This window comes from Streptomyces sp. JHA26 (assembly GCF_002005565.1).
In the GTDB taxonomy this organism is placed as follows: Bacteria; Actinomycetota; Actinomycetes; order Streptomycetales; family Streptomycetaceae; genus Streptomyces.
Genome location: NZ_BDJC01000126.1, coordinates 1 through 3,357, shown reverse-complemented (window position 1 = coordinate 3,357; position 3,357 = coordinate 1). Strand labels below are relative to the sequence as shown.

Below are 3,357 nucleotides of genomic sequence, written 5' to 3'. Positions count from 1 at the left end.
CCCGGAGCGGACAGCGCCCCGGCCGCCGGGCCGGGTGATGCCCGGGGGCACCGCCGGGATCGCGCCGGGGCCGCGGGGTCCGGCACGCGTCTGCGGCGTCGGCGTCGCCCGCCGGGGGCTCCGCACCGCCGCACGGAGCCGGCCCGATCCGAGCGGCAGCTCTCAGGCCGCCAGGCCCAGCGCCGCCATCCGCTTGGTGTGCGCCTCGGTGATCCGGGAGAACATGCGCCCCACCTCGGCGAGGTCGAAGCCGTCCGCGACACCGCCCACGAGCATCGTCGAGAGCGCGTCCCGGTCGGCGACCACGCGCTGGGACTGCGACAGCGCCTCGCCCATCAGCCGCCGGGCCCACAGCGCGAGCCGCCCGCCGACCCGCGGGTCCGCGTCGATCGCCGCGCGCACCTTCTCCACGGCGAAGCTCGCGTGCCCGGTGTCGTCCAGCACGGCCAGCACCAGGCCGCGGGTGTCGGTGTCGAGCCGGGCGGCGACCTCCCGGTAGAAGTCGCTCGCGATGGAGTCGCCGACGTAGGCCTTGACCAGGCCCTCCAGCCAGTCCGAGGGGTCCGTCTGCTTGTGGAAGCCGTCGTAGGCCGCCACGAACGGCTCCATGGCCGCCGTCGGCTCCTCGCCGATCCCGGCGAGCCGGTCGCGCAGCCGCTCGAAGTGGTGGAACTCCGCCGACGCCATCTTCGCCAGCTCCGCCTTGTCGGCCAGCGTGGGCGCCAGCTTGGCGTCCTCCGCGAGCCGCTCGAACGCCGCCAGTTCGCCGTACGCGAGCGCGCCGAGCAGGTCCACGACCGCGGCACGGTACTGCGGGTCGGAGGCTGCCGTCGCCCAGTCCTGGGCGGCGACTCCGGTGGCCCCGGCGGCCCCGGTCGCTCCGGTGGTCTCGGCGGGGGCGTCTTCGGCGTTGCCAGGCTTGTCAGAGCTCGTCATGCAGCGCACAATAGCCCGCTCGCGGTGGACCGTAGGGGTCTGGTCAGTCACTGTGACGACGACTACGTGACCAAATCGGCCATCGCGTGTGCGCGAATCCGGGGTATGGTGGTAATGCGCCTGCCGAGTATGTGACGTACGGGTACGTGACGTCTTCGTCGGGCCGCACGCATGAGGATGCCCGGTCGGTGGCCCGATCGGCTCCGACCCGACAGCCCTCCTGCCGTACGCCCCACTGCGTACGGACGCCGGAGGGGGACCCTCAGTGGTACGAGCGCTGGAGCGTCGACAGAGGTCCCGTGTCCTACGGCTCACCCGTAAGGGCGGCCGACGTCCCCGACACGGTCCGGCACGACCCGCGCGCTCGCCTCGCACCACGCACACAGAAGAGGCAGCACCCTGACTACGACGTTCCGATCCCTCGGGATCCTCCCCGAGACCGCCGAAGCCCTCGAGGCCGTCGGCATCGTCAATCCCTTCCCCATCCAGGAGCTGACGCTCCCCGTGGCCCTGTCGGGCACGGACATCATCGGCCAGGCCAAGACCGGCACCGGCAAGACGCTGGGCTTCGGCCTTCCGCTCCTCGAGCGCGTCACCGTCCCCGCCGACGTCGAGGCGGGCCGCGCCGCGCCCGAGTCCCTGACCGACGCGCCGCAGGCCCTCGTCGTCGTCCCGACGCGCGAGCTGTGCCAGCAGGTCACCAACGACCTGCTGACCGCCGGCAAGGTCCGCAACGTGCGCGTCCTCGCGATCTACGGCGGCCGGGCCTACGAGCCGCAGGTGGAGGCCCTGAAGAAGGGCGTCGACGTGATCGTCGGCACCCCGGGCCGCCTGCTGGACCTCGCGGGCCAGAAGAAGCTCAGCCTCAAGCACGTCAAGTGCCTGGTCCTCGACGAGGCCGACGAGATGCTCGACCTGGGCTTCCTGCCCGACGTCGAGAAGATCATCAACATGCTGCCGGCCCGCCGTCAGACGATGCTGTTCTCGGCGACCATGCCGGGCGCGGTCATCGGACTGGCCCGCCGTTACATGTCGCAGCCCACGCACATCCGCGCCACCTCGCCGGACGACGCGGGCGCGACGGTCGCGAACACCAAGCAGTTCGTCTACCGCGCGCACAACATGGACAAGCCCGAGATGGTGGCGCGCATACTGCAGGCCGAGGGCCGGGGACTGGCCATGGTCTTCTGCCGCACCAAGCGCACTGCGGCCGACCTGGCCGACCAGCTCAAGCAACGCGGCTTCGCCTCCGGCGCGGTCCACGGCGACCTCGGCCAGGGCGCCCGCGAGCAGGCCCTGCGCGCCTTCCGCAACGGCAAGGTGGACGTGCTCGTCTGCACCGACGTCGCCGCCCGCGGCATCGACGTCGAGGGCGTGACGCACGTCGTCAACTACCAGTCGCCGGAAGAGGAGAAGACGTACCTGCACCGCATCGGCCGCACCGGCCGCGCGGGCGCCAAGGGTACGGCGATCACGCTGGTCGACTGGGACGACATCCCGCGCTGGCAGCTGATCAACAAGGCGCTGGACCTGGGCTTCAACGACCCGCCGGAGACGTACTCCACCTCCCCGCACTTCTACACCGACCTCGGCATCCCCGAGGGCACCAAGGGCGTCCTGCCGCGCTCGGAGCGCACGCGCGCCGGGCTGGACGCGGAGGAGCTGGAGGACCTGGGCGAGCCCGGCGGCCGGGGCGGTCGCGCCCGCGGTGGCCGTGGTGGCCGGGACGAGTCCCGCTCCGCCGGCCGCGAGCGCTCCTCCGGTACGACGCCGCGCCGCCGTCGCCGTACGCGCGGCGGGGCTCAGGTGGAGGCGCCGGCCGCCGAGGCCGTGACCGGCGACGCGGACGGCGCCACGGGCACGGAGGCCGCCGCCCAGGGGCCGCGCACCCCGCGTCGTCGTCGCCGTACGCGCGGCGGTGAGCCGGCGCAGCAGCCGGTGACGGCCGCCGCGTCCGAGGCCACGGCACCGGAGATCGCCGTGGCGACGGCGGAGGGCACGGTTCCGGAGGCTTCCGGCAGCGTCGAGGGCCCGGCGAAGCCGCGCCGTCGGCGCACCCGCAAGTCGGCCGAGGCACCGGCCGCCGCGCCGGAGACCGCTGCGGTGGTCGAGGCCCCGGAGGCCGTCGAGGTCACCGAGGCCGTGGAAGCCGAGGCCAAGCCGCGGCGCACGCGCAAGACCGCGGCCGCCAAGGCGGAGACCGCCGTCGACACGGCCGAGGCCACGGAGACCAAGCCGCGCCGTCGCACCCGCAAGGCCACCGAACCGGCCGAGGCCACCGCCGAGATCCCCGCCCAGTCGGCGCAGGAGCCGGAGGCGGCCGAGGTCAAGCCGCGCCGCACGCGCAAGACCGCGGCCGCCAAGGCGGAGACCGCCGTCGACACGGCCGAGGCCACGGAAGCCAAGCCGCGCCGCCGCACC

2 protein-coding genes are annotated in these 3,357 nt (G+C 74.0%); one reads left to right on the top strand and one right to left on the bottom strand.

The window, feature by feature from the left end:
* Nucleotides 1-162: 162 nt before the first annotated feature.
* On the bottom strand, nucleotides 163-936 hold the full coding sequence (locus tag JHAT_RS33305) for a ferritin-like domain-containing protein (protein WP_077802005.1): 774 nt from the start codon (nucleotides 934-936) through the stop codon (nucleotides 163-165).
* Between the two features lie 504 nt (nucleotides 937-1,440).
* On the opposite strand from JHAT_RS33305, the gene JHAT_RS33295 reads away from it, so the two are divergent.
* Nucleotides 1,441-3,357: DEAD/DEAH box helicase (locus JHAT_RS33295; protein WP_253195694.1), on the top strand; the 1,917-nt coding region annotated here is incomplete at its 3' end.

Bases quoted from the DNA above. Each gene is read 5' to 3' on its own strand.
- JHAT_RS33305 (WP_077802005.1), bottom strand. From the start codon at position 936: ATGACGAGCTCTGACAAGCCTGGCAACGCCGAAGACGCCCCCGCCGAG.